Raw genomic sequence first — 16,492 nt, forward strand, 5'->3', positions numbered from 1 at the left:
CTTGCAGAAGTATTTTAATCGCGCCTATCGCAAGCTTGAGGAACGTTTGGAAGATAAGTGCCAAATTCCCGGCCTGATCGCGGTGATTTCCATTCCGACGACTACCGAAAAAGTGGACAGTTTGCCAGCGGAATCGGTGGACAGTTTGCGTCGGAATACCCAATGAACGCAAACAACATCAGTGCAATGGTTCCCCAACGTTTCATGGCTCCCTCCCCCCTAATTCTCTTGGTTAGCTTTTCTCAATACTTCAGCTTTCTCAGTATATTCAACTACCATTTTGGCGATCGTGGCTCCCAATCGAGTAAACTCAAACATGGGCATTCCTTTCTCATCGATTACATTATCTATTCGCTTGGCAATTCTATTTACTAATAATCTCGTCGAAACATCTCCCAGGCCATACTGTCCACCACCATGTGGTAGGGTAAAGTGTCCATCCGGAATACGGTCCTGAAGGCTGTAACCTATAAGGCTAAATTCACCCGGGGTTAAACTGGAAAGAATTGTTTTGACTCTAAGGTCCTCCTCGTACTTCCGTTGCCCAATTCTATCCAATATCGCACTAGTTAATTTGTTTTTTGCCCCTTCAGTATCGGAAAAATCTATATGCATATGTGGCACCATACTTACATCAAAAAGTGTCTTTTCTTGGTCATCTCTCACTATTAGTATTTCAGATGGATTCCTGCACGACAAAGCTATACCGACTTCGTACATAACATTTCCGTTCCTGATATTTTCACCTGACCTCGCACCCCTGTCTACCATGGAGATATCCGCAAGGAAAAACTGGCAATGAGCAATACCTTCAATTATTTCAGTAAGAATAGAGTCACCTGATTTTGATAGGTCAACACGATTTGGTGTAAGTTTTTGACCATCTATTTCAACAGCTTCTATCGCAGGTACAAATATATCTTGGAACCTTTTTTCATATGCAGGATCAAAACTCATGGCCATAAAAACCTCTGGCCTCAAATCAAGTTCCCAAAAGGTCGACAAAAATGCCTTCGGTAACATAAATACCCCTTTCTAATTATTTACCAACTTTACGACAACATTTTTACTTATTTGGGCGGATCACACACTGAACAAGGTCCATACCTAATCCTTGCTTCTTCAAGCTTTATCGGAATCCTACTCTTACTCAAATACCTGCACCCATCCCGATGATACTTCTTTCCTGTCCTGGTGATGTAGACAATTGTATCACCATCAACGACTGAGGGAGGGTGTGATTACCCTCAATTTGGGGACGACTCCTTCCTTTGACGCCTCGGTGATCCGAGCGGTGTTATCGCTCAAGGCTTCGTCCAAGGTGATGTAATCAAACTTACTCTTCTTCTCGGTAAAAAGAGGGAACATATCCAGATTTCGGTGTAAGATCTTTTCACCAATTTCCAGGTTCGAAAGGGTTTGCTGGACGATTCTCACAATCTACTCCTGGTCAGAACAATAAATTCCAAGGACAGGTATCAACATGAATTTAATCGCCCAGGTAAACAACTAAATCTTCTCCCCACTTTAGGCCGGCAACTCCACTTGCGAGTTGTAATATCTGCCTTATTTGCGCTCGGCTGTAATTTGTGCCGACCCATATCCCACTTCTTAACTGCTGGGAAAATTGACGTCCAAGATCGGGCCTGCCAGGGTATAGTTCATCCCTATCCTTGGCAGCAAATCTCCTGCTCCTCCCGTGCTTTCTTAGCGCAACGAATTTACCAGAGAAAGTTGAATCTCTTGATGAAAGCTTCTCAAAAACGTCAATCAATACATCCCGAGCACTACTACAGGTATATTCTTCACTGAAGAGCGTGAATCCAAAACCATGTATATCTTTGAACTCATCCCCCTCCCGACTCTCCGCACTTAGTTTATAATATCCTTTTCCAAGAGCAACGAAGTGAGATCCTGTTCCCTTGGAATTTGTTGACAGCGTGACAGACATCGTCTGATGAGGAGTTTTTCCTGATGTACGGATCAGCCCTTGTTGCTTCGCCCTATCCAATATTTCACGATAATGAAGAGCCTTTCCCGCCTGTTCAAGAATTCTGGAAGCAGCCTCCAGAAAAGACATCGGTCTGAACACTGCAACCCCAACGTCCTTCCTGGTGCCTTGTTCCTTAATTCCGCGCTTTTGCTCGCTTAGCCCAAACACCCTCCGCAACACTTCGTTAGGATGCTCGTCAAAATGAGCCATTCTTTGAACTATAGACTTCCACACCTCTAGATCGATCTCGATCTGCTTCGATAATTCCGCCATAGCAATTCCTTTCTGCATTTATTTTATTTATACTTATTATGTTTCGCAAGCTTTGTCAAGCGATTTTTTGAGCCGCATTAAGGTCTTAAGGGATGATGGTGTTTCCTGCCGGGTAAAATCAGACCTTCAGTGGTCAGGCCGGCAGGTGATAAGTGGTCAGGTTTCGGTGCTGAATCTGGATGGGTTCCCCTCACTTGACCTCTCCTGACCAGGAGAGGGATTTCACGGAAATCGACCTGTTGGGACCTTCAGCCGGGGATGAAAGTTTACTTTAATCCCTGCCGGGAAGTCCCAACGGTTCAGGTGAGGGGATGCGACTTCCTCCGTGACCGATGCCTGCCACGTCGTAGCCTTAACGAAGACAGGTGCCTCCAGTGAGTCGCGCTGCAAACGTGACGAACGGGTGGTGAAATACTCTGCCTTGTCGCAGTGAGCCGTTCCTTCACCCCCACCTCTGTCCTCCCCCCTCGAGGGGGAGGAAGGTTTAAGGTTTCATCCGTTTCAGATGTTTGCCCTATCCCCTGTATCCCCTCCATCCCTGTCAAATCGTGCCTTTAGATGCAATGAGGTACGCATTATTGTGATGAACCAATTAGCTTTGAAGTCGAGCGATTAAACCCGGAAGCCGTCGCCTGGCGCCCCCTCCATTTCCTGCTCCCAGGCTACCCTTCGCAGCTTCGCCTGAGATTGCTTCACATAATTATCTGTTCGCAATGACAGGAACGGGTGTCCCAGGCAATGTGCATAAACTGCGCATACGGGGAATGATTTCCTCCCTGGATGCGCAAATTGTAACCGGCACGGTCAACAGAACCATCCGTCATGCACATCTTAAAATCTGATATTATATGATATTACAACAGGTTACAACGATTTGAAAAATATTGGCACGGGGGTTGCTATAATACCGAACGAAGGCTCCTTTCTCACCCCGGTCGCACGGCAGCGGCAACCCTTTCTCCCCTCCTTTAACCCTGCCGAGTGACCGGGATTTTTTTGTGTTTCGCACCCCGACGCCTCGTAATCCGCTCACCCGATCAGCCGCCGGTACATCCTTGCAAGTGATTCGGGTCCGACTCCAAGGACGTAAAGCCAGGTGACAAGCTGGTTGACGAAGGTCACCCGGAAGGCGCCTTTCTCCCTCCACTTCCTGGCGGAGGTTACCGCAGCCTCGTCAAGTAGGACTACCCGGCCCTGCCTACGGAGGTGCCGCATCAGCTGGTAGTCTTCCATGATGGGCTGATCAGGAAAGCCTCCGGCCAGTCTGAACGCGGGTGCCCTGACGAAGAGCGCCTGATCCCCGAAGACGATCCCCAGACGGGAGCGCCGGTTGGCGAGCCGCTCGATGATTCTCATGGCAGTGGACCGGTGATCCACCGCGAAGCGGAAGGCGCCCGCGACGACATGCTCCCGGGACATGGCTTCCCCGATGAGCCGTTCGAAACCGTCCGGCAATCTTGTATCCGCATGAAGAAACAGGAGGATATCTCCATGTGCCGCCTCGGCCCCCCGGTTCATCTGAGCGACGCGCCCGGGGTGGGAATCGACGACATGAACCTGATATGCCCGGCAGATTTCCAGGGTTCTGTCGGTACTTCCGCCGTCAGAAACGATCACCTCGACCTCGGGGACCGCTTCCAACCCTTCAAGGAGGGAACCGATCCACTCTTCCTCGTTGAAGGTAGGAATGACAATGGACAGGGTAAGTTCCCGGTGCGTCTTCGGGGTCGCAGTGACGGCCCTTTCCCAGTGGACAAGGTCCTCCGGTTCGTCCACATCGTCCAGATCGTCGAGAAGTCCGAGGTCCAGACCGGTCCCGGCCACCGCGTTGATCGTTTCCGACAGGACCTGTCCGGTGCCCCAGGAGATATTTCGAAAAACCGCATCAAAAAGCCTCTCCGGTACTTCTGACCGGATGCCGATGAGGTAGTAGCCCCCATCGGTAGACGGTCCCAGGACGATCGGGTTGTCGTCCAGAAGGATCAGGGCCTCCTCTACATGGCCCCAACCAAGTTCAGGGCAGTCTGAGCCGATCAAGACAACCTTCCGGCAACCGTTCGCAAACGACTCCCTGAAGGCCCGCTCCATCCTGGATCCCAGGTCGCCGTCTCCCTGGGGTACATAATCCAGGCTCTCACCCAGCCAGCCCTTCATGGCCGCCATGTCCCCCCCGGAAAAGCGGACCTGTATCTCTATAACACCGCCACCGGGGGGCTGAACGGCGGCCAGCGTGTGCTCGGTCATCTCCCGATGGAGATCGGCCGCCCCCTGCTCACCGAGGACGGAGATCAGCCGGGTCTTGGCTTTCCCCGGGACCGGATATCGCGTAAAGAGGATCAGGAGAGAAGACATGGTATCAGGGTACCCTTAACCATCCCGCAGCCTTTGTCTGGCCTGTCGGGCAAGAACGGTGATTATGCCAAGCATCATGGCCACGACAACGATAAGAACCCACGGAACGCGCCCTTCCGCAATGGCCTTGAAAAGGGCGGCGGACCCCACAACATAAAGGATCGTGCCGGGAAGCATGCAGAGCCCCGACCACATGACATATGTCCGGAATGAAACCTTCGTCAGTCCGAAACCATAGTTGAGAAGGTTGAACGGAAAGATGGGCACCAGCCTGGTGATGGCGATAATGATATCGCCGTGCTTTTCTGTGAGGTTGTCGAGCCTCTGGAACTTCTCATTCCTTGAAAGCCACCTGACTATGGCCTCCCGGGCAAAGTACCGGGAGACCAGGAAAGCCAAGCTCGCCCCCACCGTGGCGGCGATAATTACCGTGATGACCCCAATCCACGGACCAAAGAGAGCGGCGGCGACTATGGCAAGAGCGGATCCGGGAAGTGCGGCCACCGTAGCAACCGCGTAGATCAACATAAACGCGATGGGGCCCAGGATACCCAGGGAGTGTATCCAGTCCCGCAGTGCAATCAGCTTGTCACCCACATGGAAAACCGAGGAAAGAACAACGATGGCAACGATGACGCCCAGGAGCAGGGCAGGCTTCCAAAGACCTGACTTCCTGTCGCGGACTTTATCCTGAGTCATTATAGTCTCCAGAATTTAAAATCCATGCTCCAAGGCCGGGGAGTCCAGAGTCGACAGTCCAGAGTCCAGAGTCCAGAGTAAAAGATCTTCGATACTTCCAAACACGTCCCAACCCCTTGCCTCTGACACCGATGTTGACGGGATTGCTTCACGCGGGTGTCGGTTCGCAATGACATATTACCCTCTGGACCCTGGACACTGAACCTTCCTTATCCTGTTGGACATTGGACCTTGAACGTTGAACGTTGAACCTTGAACGTTGGACGTTGAACCTTGAACCCTGGACCCACCTTTGCCCCCACCAGAGCGCCCCCACAGGACGATCCACCGCCGGCAGTGCAGCCATAGCAATGGACTCCCGTAACGATCCTCCTCCCGGAAACCGCAGTGAGATCAAACTTATCTATGTGGTCCGGCGCCCCGTGGTTCATGGAGTACCCAAGGGCCAGGTTGAAATCGCAATCGTAAAGAGAGCCGTCCCAACAGACGCTTATCTGATAACGACACATCAGGCCGCCCAGCGTCCAGGGGTTAAAGGACCTTCGGAGAAGTTCCATGTATTCCGCGTCCTTCCTCTTAGCCCTGAGGTTATCTAAGAAACGTCCAATGGGCATATTCGTAATGGTCAACAGGCGGCTGAACCGGATACCGAATTTTTCGCCCAGCTCCCTGCGGTAGGCGTTTTCCAGCGCAGTCTGGTCACCGGGAAGGAAAGCGCCGCCGGGATTGTATACCAGGTTCAGCTGGGCATCCGGATCAACGCCGTAACCCATGGAATTCAGCATCCTGATGGCTTTGACGCTTTTTCCGTACACTCCCGGACCCCGTTGAGCGCAGACATTTTCCTCGAGATAGCACGGCATGGACGCAACCAGTTGGACATCCATCTCCCTGAAGGCCTCGGCAAGCCCCTCCAGTCCAGGCTCTAAAAACGCCGTCAGGTTAGTCCGGACCTGTACCTTGTGTCCCCCATTCCTCAGGGCGAAGATAAAGCGCCTGATATGGGGATTGAGCTCCGGGGCCCCCCCGGTAATATCCATAAGCCGGGGCTTTGCCTGTCCGGCCACATCCAGCACCCTTTCCATGACCGGCCAATCCATAACCTCGGCGCGTCGAGGCGAACATTCCAGATGACAGTGGAGGCATGACTGATTGCACATCAGGCCGACGTTGACCTGAATAACATCTATCCCGGTGGCGAAAAGCCCCTGAAACTGATCTCCGGACGCCCGTAGCTCAAATTCATTCATTACACACCCTCCGCCATAATGGCCTCCCGAAACTCTTCTGGACAAGGCTCAAACCGGTAATTCCCGGATATTATAATTCCGGATATTTATTTATTACAACAATTCCATAACTTTTCCCAATACGGCTCTCATTCAGCCACCTGGGTGTTATACTGTCTATAGCATCTCCCGCCTTGCAAAACGGCTCGAAGAGACTTTTCGCTTTCCGTTGAGTAAAAAGCCATTAACGGACTTTTTACGACTCTATCAAGGTTGATGACTTCGCAAGGAGTCATCAAAGCGCCCACTTAAGGGTGCCCAAATCGAAGATTTGTGAGGAAAGTGAAAATGACACTTTTCGCTTTCCGTTGAGTAAAAAGCCACGAATGGACTTTTTACGACCCTATCAAAGTCATGAAGATATTGTGAGATAATACGGTTATAAATATGGATCATCCGGGAAATGAGTACCTGGATGTGGAGTGGATCATACTCCACCATTCGTCATCGTGCCTGTCCCGCCATAGCTCGAAGAGCGACAAGTCGCCCGGGATTGCCGCGTCACTCTCGTCTCCCTCGATGCTCCTCGCAATGACAGCAAAATAATAATATAAGGTACGCATTAACCGGATGAACCAAAAATATAAATCTGGAGGTTCTTAATGAATAACATTCAAAAGGCCATGGAACTGGGCCAGTCCATCTGGCTCGATTATATTCGACGTTCGTTCATCACCTCGGGCGAACTTGAAGCCCTCATTGGCCAGGGGTTGATGGGAATGACCTCCAATCCGTCCATCTTCGAGAAGGCGATCACCGGCAGCTCCGATTACGACGCCGACCTGGCAAGACTTGCGGGCGAGGGGCTCACCACCGGGGAGATCTATGACGCCATAACTCTTCAGGATATCGGCATGGCCACAGACACTTTCAGGCCGGTTTACGATGCCACCGACCAAGCCGACGGGTTCGTCAGCCTGGAGGTCAACCCCCTCCTCGCCGCCGATACCGAAAGTACCATCAGCGAGGGAGTAAGGCTATTCAACGCCCTGGGCAGGCCCAATGTCATGATCAAGGTCCCGGCCACACCCGAGGGATTTCCCGCCATCCGGACCCTCATCGGCATGGGAATAAACGTCAACGTCACCCTCATCTTTTCCGTCGGACAGTACCGTAAGGCAGCCGAAGCTTACCTGGCCGGCCTGGAAGATCTGGTATCCACCGGCGCGAAGCCGGTCACCGTCTCGTCGGTGGCCTCCCTTTTTGTCAGCCGCCTGGATACTGTTGTAGATGGAATGCTGGAGCGGATGGGGCTCGAGAATCCCCAGGGATGGACCGCCATCGCCAACGCAAAGATGGTCTATGCCGAGTTCCTCGATATCTTCAGCGGCCCCAGATGGAAAAAACTGGCTGAGGCGGGCGGGCGGGCGCAACGTCCCCTTTGGGCCAGCACCAGCACAAAAAACCCTCGCTATCCGGACACGATGTACGTGGATGAACTTCTTGGACCCCGGACAGTCAACACCCTGCCGATTGCAACTCTCCACGCTTTTCTGGACCACGGAGAGCCTGCCCTCACCCTTGCGACAGATTTCAAAGAGGCCAGGGAACACCTGAAACATATCAGGGAGCTTGGAATCAATCTGGACACCATCATGGACACACTCCTCGCCAAAGGGATCGAAAGTTTTTCCGCTTCCTTCCGTTCCATCATGGCAGGGATTTCATCCAAGGCGGCTCAGCTCGCCGGGGGAGACAAGGCATTATGCATGGAGCTTGGGCAATACACCAAAGCCGTGGACCAAACCCTGGAAAGTATAAGGGACGACCGTGTGTTGGCGAGGATCTGGAGTCATGACCACACAGTCTGGAAACCGGAACCTTCCGGGATCGCGGAAAGGCTTGGCTGGCTCAACTGCCCGGAAAACATGACCGGCGCGATTCCCCGGATCGAACAGCTGGCCGACCAGGCCGGTGCCGCCGGATATACCCATGCCCTTCTTTTGGGAATGGGCGGTTCCAGTTTGGCCCCCTTCGTTTTCAGGCGGACTTTCGGGGTGGCGACAGGCCACCTCGACCTTGCGGTCCTTGACAGTACTGATCCTTCTGCGGTTCTGGAATATACCCAGCGGATGGACCCCGCGAAAACCCTCTTTATCGTCTCCACCAAATCGGGGACCACGACAGAGACCCTCTCCTTTTTCAGGTACTTTTACAACATTACCGCCATGGCGGTTGGTCCAGCCGCCGGAGATCACTTTATCGCCATCACCGATCCGGGAAGCGCTCTGGAAAGGCTGGCATGGGAGCACGACTTTCGCCATATATTCCTGAACGATCCAAATATCGGCGGAAGATACTCGGTCCTTTCCTACTTCGGACTGGTCCCGGCCGCTCTCATCGGCATGGATGTTCACACCCTTCTCGACCAGGCGTCGAGGGTGGCCGAGAACTGCGTATCCTCCAACTGTCCCGTTGCCGGAGACAACGCCGGAGGCCGTTTGGGCGCGGCCATGGGTCATCTTGCCACGGCGGGGGTCGACAAGCTGACCATCGTCGCGTCTCCAGCCGTCATGGCCTTTGGCGCATGGCTGGAACAGCTTCTGGCAGAGAGTACAGGCAAGGAGGGGAAGGGTATCCTCCCTGTGGATGCTGAAAGAATGGGTGAAGTGGATGTCTATGGGGATGACCGCCTTTTCGTCTACCTGAGACTTGATGGCGACGACACCCATGACGCGGCCATTGACAGGTTATCCGGTGCCGGACACCCGGTGATCCGAATCAACATCAAGGACCTGTATGACCTGGGTGGGGAGTTCTTCCGTTGGGAGATGGCCACTGCCGTGGCCGGGCACATCATGGGAATCAATCCGTTCGATCAACCCAATGTCGAGTCCGCCAAGATACAGGCACGCGTAATGCTTGAAGAGTTCAAGAAAGAGGGGAAACTTCCGGAACTCACACCCACCCTGGAAGAAAACGGGATGGTAGTCTATTCCAGCCGAAAATGGACTACCTTATCCGAGGCCCTGAATGGATTTTTGGCCCTCGCCCAGCCCGGAGATTACGCGGCCATTCAGGCGTACATAGCACCTACAGAGGGTTTTGCCGTGCTCCTGGATGAATTTCGCACCACGATCCGCGACCGGTGGAAGATCGCTACCACCGTTGGGTTCGGACCCAGGTTTCTCCACTCCACCGGCCAGCTGCACAAGGGGGACAGAGGCAACGGGCTGTTCATCCAGATCACGTCCGACGATACCACTGACGTTCCAATCCCCGATGAGACGGGATCGGATGTTTCAACAGTGTCCTTCGGGATCCTTAAAGCCGCCCAGGCGCTGGGTGACCGCCGGGCGCTGCTGGACGCCGGGCGCAGGGTTATCAGGTTTCACCTGACCGGGGACGTAGCCGACGGGATCCAGACACTGACGAGGGAGATTAATTGACGTACCCTCCTAACCCTCTACCAGTTTGGAATTTACCGAATCTATACGTTCGTAAAGTCTGTGATAAACGGTCACAACTTCCTTGAAATCTTCGCCTTTTTCAGGGCAGGAGAACGGGACGTCGACCTTGGTGACAACATCGTCCGTCTCCTTGCCGGGCGTCAGATACGCCATTACAGGTCTGCGGATAAACTCCAGGGCATATTCATGGCATCCCGCACATACCGGACATTTTTCGAATTTCAACCGGCCGTCATCAAAACTCATGATGTCATCTCCTCACTATCAAGGTTACCGTGGTATTGGAGTCCAGAGTCCAGTGTCCGGAGTCCGGAGCATGTCGGGAGGATTATATGGAAAAACCTGGACAAATCAAGAAGCAGTCCGGCCACAGGTGCCTCCACGCCCTTCTTTCTGGTTGAGACCCGTGATATTCTGGTAAATATGCGGGTGTATCGTTGATGACTTCGCAAAAAGTCATCAACGCGCCCCGCGTGGGGCGCCCGAATCAATGGCTTGCAGCGCAAGTCGTTGATTCGTGAGGAAAGCGGAAACGACGCTTTTCGCTTTTCGTTGAGCAAAAAGCCACGAATGGACTTTTGGCGACCCTATCATCGTTGTGTTTTGAAAGGAGGTTGCCCATGCTCCTTGCCGGAGACATAGGCGGCACGAAGACTGTTCTGGCGGTATTCTCCCCTGAGATGGGGCCCAGAAAGCCACTGATGGAGGCCGTTTACCGAAGCGCTGATTATTCCAACCTGGAAGAAATATCGGCCGACTTCCTTGGAAAAGCCGGTTTTTCAGTCCACCGTGCCAGCTTTGGCGTCGCAGGCCCGGTAATCAGGGGGAAGGCCTCGGTGACAAATTTACGGTGGAACCTGGACAAGGATTACCTGAGCAGGCGGCTTCGTATTCCGGAAGTACACCTTCTCAACGACCTGGAAGCCATGGCCTACGCCCTCCCCGACACGGCGCCATCGGACCTGCGCCGGCTGAACATGGGCACACCAGAGCCCCGCGGCACCATGGCGGTCATCGCTCCCGGGACCGGCCTGGGCGAAGCCTTCCTGACGTGGGACGGCAAACGTTACAAGGCCTTCCCTTCCGAGGGAGGACATGGCGATTTCGCCCCCAACACCCCCCTTGAGGGCGAACTTCTGAAAAACCTCCAGGGAAAAATGGATCACGTCAGCCTTGAAACGGTCTGCTCGGGAAGGGGTATACCCAACATTTACGGGTTCCTCAAGGAAGCTGGGTTCGGTGAAGAGCCCCCCTGGCTGTCAGAGCGGATTCAGGCAGCGGATGACCCCACTCCCGTCATTATGAACACAGCCCTTGATGACTTTCAAACCAGTCCCCTGTGCACAAAAGCCGTTGAGATGTTCGTTTCCATCCTCGGGGCCGCGGCAGGAAACCTCGCCCTCACGGTCATGTCCACGAGGGGTGTTTTTCTTGGGGGCGGGATACCTCCCCGCATCCTTGCCGCGCTGCAGAACGGCCGTTTCATGGAGTCGTTTGCCCGGAAGGGCCGAATGGGGGCTTTTCTGAAAAAGATTCCGGTACATGTTATTCTTAACCCCAAGCTCGCCCTGGTGGGGGCGGCCTGTTTTGGCATGGAGGTCAAAATAACGCCATAATTATCGGGAGCGGCCGGTCCGGAAACCCGCCGGCCGTAAAGTCGGCGGTCTCGGGATGGAAAGTTACCTGGGGGACAGGGTTTTCTTGATTTTCCTGACGAGATCGGCGGCCGAGTAGGGCTTCTGGATGAAGCCGGCCAGGCCATCGTGAGCAAATAGCCCCGACTCGAAGGGACCGGTAGCGATGGATTCATCGTAACCGGAGGAGAGGATGACCGGGATGTCCCCCCTGATGTTTTTCATCTCGTAGAACACCTCGTCGCCGCCCATCTTGGGCATGGTCATGTCCAGAAGGACAAGGTCAATTTCGTCGAGGCGGTTTCTGAAGATCTTCAGTGCCTCCGGACCGTCAGGCGCGGTGAGCACCTGAAATCCTTCCGTTTCGAGCATGTCCCGTGCAAGGTCCCTGATTATCTCCTCATCGTCCACGACCAGTACGGTCCTGACACCCTCAAGATTTTCTTCCGGGGGAGGCTCCACAGGTTTATCACGAGGTTCTTCCGTAGCCGGCAGCAGCACCCTGAACGTCGCTCCTCTTTCGGGCTCCGACTGGATCCTGACACCTCCTCCGTGCCCTTTCACAATCCCCAGGACAGCCGCAAGTCCCATCCCCCTGCCAAACTCTTTCGTGGTGAAAAACGGCTCGAAGATCCTGTCCCAAATGGTTGAGGCCATTCCTCTCCCGGTATCCGAGATATCCAATAAAACGTACCATCCTTCAGACAGGTCACCGGCGAAACGGATCTGATCGAGGTAAGAACGATCGCATTTCATCATTCCGGTCGTTACCACAATCACTCCCACGTCGTCGCCGATGGATTCCGCCGCGTTAATTATGAGATTCGTTACTACCTGTCTTATCTGAGAGACATCCGCCTCAATGACGGGCAATGTGTCGGAAAGATGGTACGTGATGTTCACGTTCTTTCCCACGGCCGTGGCGAGGATCTTCTCCATCCCCTGAATTACGGCGGACAGGTCCACATCATCCAGCACGAGGCGGCCTTTTCCGGAGTAGGCGAGCATCTGATTGGCCAACTCACCCGCCTGTTGAGCTGCATTAATGATCTTTCGGGTATAGAAAATGGCAGGTGAATCGGGGGGAAGCTTCATCTCGGCCAGGCTGGCGTTTCCCAGGATGCCTGTGAGCATGTTGTTAAAGTCGTGGGCTATACCTTCGGCGAGGAGGCCCAGGCTCTCCATCTGGTGGGCGTGACGGATCCGATCCTCAAGTTTCCTGCGCTCGGTGATGTCGAGAATCGTCACGACCATCCGGGCAGGGTTCCCTGATTCGTCAAAGGAAATCCGGGCACTTTCACTGACATAGCGCACATCACCGTCCGGACGGACGATCCTGTGCTCCAGGGAATCAACATGTTTTCCCTTCAGAACGTCCTCTACTGCTTTCCGGACCATCTCCAGGTCCTCCGGGTGGACCCGATCAAGAAACGCGTCAAAGGTTCCATCGAACTGCCCAGAGGCAAGACCGAAGATGCGAAAGGCCTCATCCGACCCGACAATCCTACCCGAGACGAGGTTCCAATCCACGTTTCCCATGTGTGCGATGCGCTGCGCCCGCGCGAGGCTTTCCTCGCTCCGGCGAAGTTTCTCCTCCATTCCCTTACGCTCGGTGATATCCCGAACGACAGCCAGCATGGACTTTCGTCCAGCGATAATCACGGGGCGGGCATGGACTTCAATTTGCATCTCGGTCCCGTTCTTTTTCAGGTTTCTCGACAAGAACATTGCCCCCCCGTCCAGGACCTTTCGAACCTGTTCATCCACCCTGAAGACGAGGTCTGGAGCCGCCAGATTCTTAACCGTCATGTTCTTGAACTCTTCCTGACTGTAGCCGTAGTGATCCACCGCAGTCGCGTTGACATCAAGGATGCCCCCCTCCGAATCGAGGAGAAAGATGCTGTCAGAGGTAAAGTCAAAGAGCGTCCGGTACCTCTCCTCGCTCTCCCTGAGGACCGCCTCACCCCGTTTACGCCTCTCTATCTCCTCTCTGAGATGCCTGGTCCGTGTCCTGACCGCGGTCGACAGTAAAACGGTCCCGCCCCCCAGGAGGAGCACAAGCACAGCACAAAGAATGAAGACCAGCTTCAGCCACCCCGGCAGCCTTTGCCCGGCTCCCATTCCGAGCCAATTTTTTATGGATCTGTCGTAAAGGGAGTTTTCGTCAGCCTTCATTGCCCTCAGGTCCCTGTCCAGGGCAGACAGAATGTCCTGACTCTTCCCCTTGGGTGCGGCGAACCTGGGTTTAACCGGATCGAAAATAATTGGAGTTTTTTCGATATCATACCCGCTGTCGTTTATGGCTCCGAAAAGGCGGTTGACAATGCCCGCGTCCGCTTTCCCTGCCTGGAGTGTTATGAAAACGTCAGGGTACGTGTCAACCAGAACGAATTTCGAGTTCAGTTCAAACTGCTCGGCCAGGGCACGGAACGCCAGATAATGGCTGTCGCCGCGAAGGACGGCCACCCTTTTTTCCTCCAGGTCCGGGAGGGACCGGATTCCACTGTTTTTCCCGACATATACCACTCCCCAGTTCATCAACACCGGTTCGGCGGAAAAATCGAATAGTTCGGCCCTTGCCTTGGAATAACCGATGGCCGGCATCAGGTCGATACGGTCATCCGCCAACTCTATGAGACACTCTTCCCAGACACAGGGAACGAATTTAAGCTCCCACTTTTCCCGGGAGGCGGTGTGACGGAGAAGATCCACCTGGATCCCCTGGGGGTTTCCGGCCTCGTCCATAAACACGAGGGGCTTGTTCTGGTAGATCCCGACCCTGATTGTTTTTGTTTTCGTAGCACTGTGGGAATAAGCCGGCCAGATAGCCGGGGACAGGAATAAAAATAGAAGCAGGGTTGTGACGGACTTTTTCCGCACTGGGCTTTCTCCGGGGGGAGGGGGAGGGGGACCAGGAAGTTCTGGACGGCCGAAAGGCCGGCTTATGATGGAATCCCTCGCCCTGGAAGGCTATCACTTGCGGGGTGTGTTTACAAGGCGAAGGGCACCCTCCATTCCTATCGTCCGACAGCTCTCTTGCGCTGCGCTTCTCTTTCACTCCGGAATCTGGCCAGGTCTGCGTCTCCAGGGAACCTTCGTTCTCCTTCCGACAGGACCATTGCCGCCTCATTCGGCCGGTTCTGCCGATCCAGCGCCCGGGCGAGAAGGACCGACGTCTTCCCTCCAAGGGGGTCGGCAGGGTACTCCACGAGCAGCATTCTCGAGAGAGCCTCCGCCCGGGAAAAGTCGCCCGCCCGGAAGGAGGATTCCGCCCGGGCATAAAGCGTGGACGCCGGAATTCCGGAGGCCGCTTTCGCCTTGTAATACGCTTCTCCGGCCATTTCATCACTTATCGTGATTTCCGCAGAGTGGGGGGCCGGCGCCTCGGATTCGCCGTTTCGTTCCTCAATTCCCGGACCCTGCCCAACTCCCTGGACGGCCTCTTCTTTCTCGAGATCCATCGCCTTCTCCCCGAGGGCCTTGTTTCGGACCACGTTCGTGTCCATTTCTAGTTTGTACTGCCGGGCGGAGGGCGCTGGCATCTTCAGACGAGTCTTCCGGGCGTTTTTGGGGGCCATGTCCGACCCAATGGGAAACTCAACCCGACCCCCGAAATACAGACCAACGGCGACCACTAAGACCAGCGCCACGGAAAGGGCGGGGACGAACCGGAGGAAGGCCGGACCCGGTTTTTCCTGGGGTTTTTCCTGCCCGATCCGGGCCGGGATCGGCTCTTCCTTGACCGAAGCCATGACCCGAGCCGTAAAGGAATCCCAGTATTGCGGCCCTGGACCGGGCGGACCCGCGGCACTATCGGCACGGACAAGGTCCTCCAACATCCCGGAACATCGGGGACACGTGTTCATGTGTTCTTCAATCCTCCCGCGTTCAGACCGCGGGAGTTCTTCATCGTGGTAGGCCATCAGCTTTTTCCTGACCCTGCCGCATCTCACGTTCCTTCACCTCCCTCAGGCAGGCCCTCGGCCGCCTGGAGACTCCCGAGGACTTTTTCCCTGGCCCGGGACAGCCTCGACATGACGGTTCCTATTCTGACCCCCGTGACCCTGGCGATATCCTGGTATGACAGGCCCTCTGCCGCCCTCAGATGAAGGGTGGTACGAAGCTCAAACGACAGGCTTTTCACGGCCGCCTCGATCCCGCGTCTCGACTCCCGGCTCTCCACCTCCTCCTCCGGATTGGGGGAAGGGTCCGGGGGCTGGAGCGCTTCGCCCGGTAAGAACCTGCGGGCCCTGTTGGTGGCCGTTCTGAGTATGTTGAGGCTCGTGTTGTAGGTAATTTTTCTGAGCCACGGCCTGAAGGGCCGGCGGGAATCGTAGGAACCCAGTGACCGGTATGCCCGGATGAAGGTCTCCTGGGCCGCGTCATCAGCATCAGCATGGCTGCCGGTGACGGCCCTCGCCATCTGGTAGACTGCCGCCCGGTGCCGGTTGACCAGTTCCTCGAACGCATCGAGATCGCCCTTTGCCGCCCGGGCCGCAAGGGCTTCGTCCCTGATTTCCCGCAATCCGATCCTCCCTTCATTTATTTATACCACACAGGAGCAGATTTTATTCCCCTCGAGCGTTCATGGAATAAACAGCCCCCTGCATGGGTATAGGAGGTAAAGAGGTCGATCCTCTCTTCAGTGGAGTAAAAAGCCATCAATGGACTTTTTACGACTCTATCAAAGTTAATGACTTCCCAAAAAGTCATTAACGCGCCCATTCGGGGGCGCTCAAATCGAAGATTTGTGAGGAAAGTGAAAATGACATTTTTCGCTTTCCGTGGAGTAAAAAGCCATCAATGGACTTTTTACGACTCTATCAAGATGAAAAGGAGAAA

General features: G+C 54.5%; 12 protein-coding genes. 2 read left to right on the forward strand and 10 right to left on the reverse strand.

Annotation, left to right across the window (positions count from 1 at the left end):
- Positions 1-219: 219 nt before the first annotated feature.
- From GXP52_06670 to GXP52_06695, 6 genes are all read right to left on the reverse strand, one after another.
- On the reverse strand, positions 220-1,023 hold the full coding sequence (locus tag GXP52_06670; protein ID NOY86967.1) for a hypothetical protein: 804 nt from the start codon (positions 1,021-1,023) through the stop codon (positions 220-222).
- A 466-nt stretch (positions 1,024-1,489) separates the two neighbouring features.
- Entirely contained in the window at positions 1,490-2,266 is a 777-nt protein-coding gene (locus GXP52_06675) for a hypothetical protein (GenBank protein ID NOY86968.1), read from the reverse strand.
- A gap of 1,029 nt (positions 2,267-3,295) precedes the next feature.
- Positions 3,296-4,618, reverse strand: a complete 1,323-nt coding sequence (locus tag GXP52_06680) for a DUF2064 domain-containing protein (GenBank protein ID NOY86969.1) — start codon at positions 4,616-4,618, stop codon at positions 3,296-3,298.
- Positions 4,619-4,633: 15 nt separating this feature from the next.
- Complete coding sequence (locus GXP52_06685) at positions 4,634-5,317, reverse strand: TVP38/TMEM64 family protein (protein ID NOY86970.1); 684 nt, start codon at positions 5,315-5,317, stop codon at positions 4,634-4,636.
- Between the two features lie 209 nt (positions 5,318-5,526).
- Positions 5,527-6,567, reverse strand: a complete 1,041-nt coding sequence (locus GXP52_06690; protein ID NOY86971.1) for a radical SAM/Cys-rich domain protein — start codon at positions 6,565-6,567, stop codon at positions 5,527-5,529.
- A 431-nt stretch (positions 6,568-6,998) separates the two neighbouring features.
- Complete coding sequence (locus GXP52_06695) at positions 6,999-7,169, reverse strand: hypothetical protein (GenBank protein ID NOY86972.1); 171 nt, start codon at positions 7,167-7,169, stop codon at positions 6,999-7,001.
- A gap of 39 nt (positions 7,170-7,208) precedes the next feature.
- Here GXP52_06695 and GXP52_06700 point away from each other — a divergent pair, with 39 nt between their 5' ends.
- Positions 7,209-9,995, forward strand: a complete 2,787-nt coding sequence (locus GXP52_06700) for a bifunctional transaldolase/phosoglucose isomerase (GenBank protein ID NOY86973.1) — start codon at positions 7,209-7,211, stop codon at positions 9,993-9,995.
- Between the two features lie 9 nt (positions 9,996-10,004).
- Here GXP52_06700 and GXP52_06705 read toward each other — a convergent pair whose 3' ends face one another.
- Positions 10,005-10,262, reverse strand: a complete 258-nt coding sequence (locus tag GXP52_06705; GenBank protein NOY86974.1) for a hypothetical protein — start codon at positions 10,260-10,262, stop codon at positions 10,005-10,007.
- Positions 10,263-10,636: 374 nt separating this feature from the next.
- Between GXP52_06705 and glk the strand changes: the two genes are divergently transcribed.
- Positions 10,637-11,632, forward strand: a complete 996-nt coding sequence (glk, locus tag GXP52_06710) for a glucokinase (GenBank protein ID NOY86975.1) — start codon at positions 10,637-10,639, stop codon at positions 11,630-11,632.
- Between the two features lie 63 nt (positions 11,633-11,695).
- Here the strand turns inward: glk and GXP52_06715 are convergent, their stop codons facing one another.
- The 3 genes from GXP52_06715 to GXP52_06725 form a co-directional block, all read right to left on the reverse strand.
- Positions 11,696-14,530 carry a PAS domain S-box protein gene (locus GXP52_06715; protein NOY86976.1) on the reverse strand — a complete coding sequence of 945 codons (2,835 nt, stop codon included), beginning with the start codon at positions 14,528-14,530 and terminating at the stop codon, positions 11,696-11,698.
- Positions 14,531-14,667: 137 nt separating this feature from the next.
- Positions 14,668-15,603, reverse strand: coding sequence for a hypothetical protein (locus tag GXP52_06720; GenBank protein NOY86977.1), 936 nt, complete (start codon positions 15,601-15,603; stop codon positions 14,668-14,670).
- Entirely contained in the window at positions 15,600-16,175 is a 576-nt protein-coding gene (locus GXP52_06725; GenBank protein NOY86978.1) for an RNA polymerase sigma factor, read from the reverse strand. The genes GXP52_06720 and GXP52_06725 overlap by 4 nt, the downstream gene beginning before the upstream one ends.
- Between the last annotated feature and the right edge of the window lie 317 nt (positions 16,176-16,492).

Source organism: Deltaproteobacteria bacterium, from assembly GCA_013151915.1.
In the GTDB taxonomy this organism is placed as follows: domain Bacteria; phylum BMS3Abin14; class BMS3Abin14; order BMS3Abin14; family BMS3Abin14; genus BMS3ABIN14.